The organism is Hoylesella timonensis S9-PR14, from assembly GCF_000762405.1.
Taxonomy (GTDB): Bacteria; Bacteroidota; Bacteroidia; order Bacteroidales; family Bacteroidaceae; genus Prevotella; species Prevotella timonensis_A.
In genome coordinates, this window is the sequence record NZ_JRPQ01000104.1 from 1 (window position 1) to 1,001 (window position 1,001).

The following is a 1,001-nucleotide window of genomic DNA, read 5'->3' on the forward strand; positions in this document are numbered from 1 at the left end:
AGCGAAATCATCCGTTCTCTCATGAGTATNTACTTCTGTGGCGGTTCATGTACCCCAGGATGTCACTACTCATTTGATGAACCTCCTCTCGCTTCATCCGACACTTCGCACTTGTAGCTCTGATACTATCCTCAGAGCGATAAAGGAGCTGACGCAAGAAAACATTTCATACACATCAGATATGGGCAAGACCTACGATTTCAATACGGCTGACACTCTCAATACTTTATTGCTCAATTGTATATTTGCATCTGGCCAACTGAAAGAGGGTGAGATATATGATGTTGATTTCGACCACCAGTTCATAGAGACAGAGAAGTATGATGCAAAGCCTACGTACAAGAAGTTCCTTGGTTATCGCCCTGGCGTGGCGGTTATTGGCAATTTGATAGTCGGTATAGAGAATAGCGATGGTAACACAAATGTTCGTTTCCATCAGAAGGACACGCTGAAGAGATTTTTTGAGAGATTTGAACAGAATAGGCTCATTATCAATCGCTTCAGTGCTGATTGTGGATCATGTTCCGTGGAAATCGTGGAGGAAATAGAAAAACACTGCAAGTCCTTCTATATCCCTGCTAATCGCTGCAGTTCGATCTACAATGATACCTTTGCTCTCAAAGGCTGGAAAACTGAGGAAATCAATTGCATTGGGTTTGAATTGAACTCTATCCTTGTTGAGAAGTGGAAAGNTAANGCATATCGACTTGTGATTCAAAGACAGAAACGGANGGATGGTGTGCAGGATTTTTGNGAAGGAGAATACACATACCGTTGTATNCTGACTNACGACTATGATTCTTCCGTAAGAGAAATTGTCGAGTTCTATAACCTTCGTGGAGGAAAGGAACATATCTTCGATAATATGAACAATGGTTTCGGGTGGGACAGATTGTCCAAATCCTTCATGGCAGAGAACACAGTGTTCCTTCTTCTTACAGCACTTATCCGTAACTTTTACAAGGTCATTATTCAAAGACTTGACGTAAAGAAGTTCGGAC

General features: G+C 41.8%; 1 pseudogene. It reads left to right on the plus strand.

The annotated features are described in order from the left end of the window. A pseudogene (locus tag HMPREF9304_RS07010) lies at nt 1-1,001 on the plus strand (IS1380 family transposase); the annotation flags it as partial.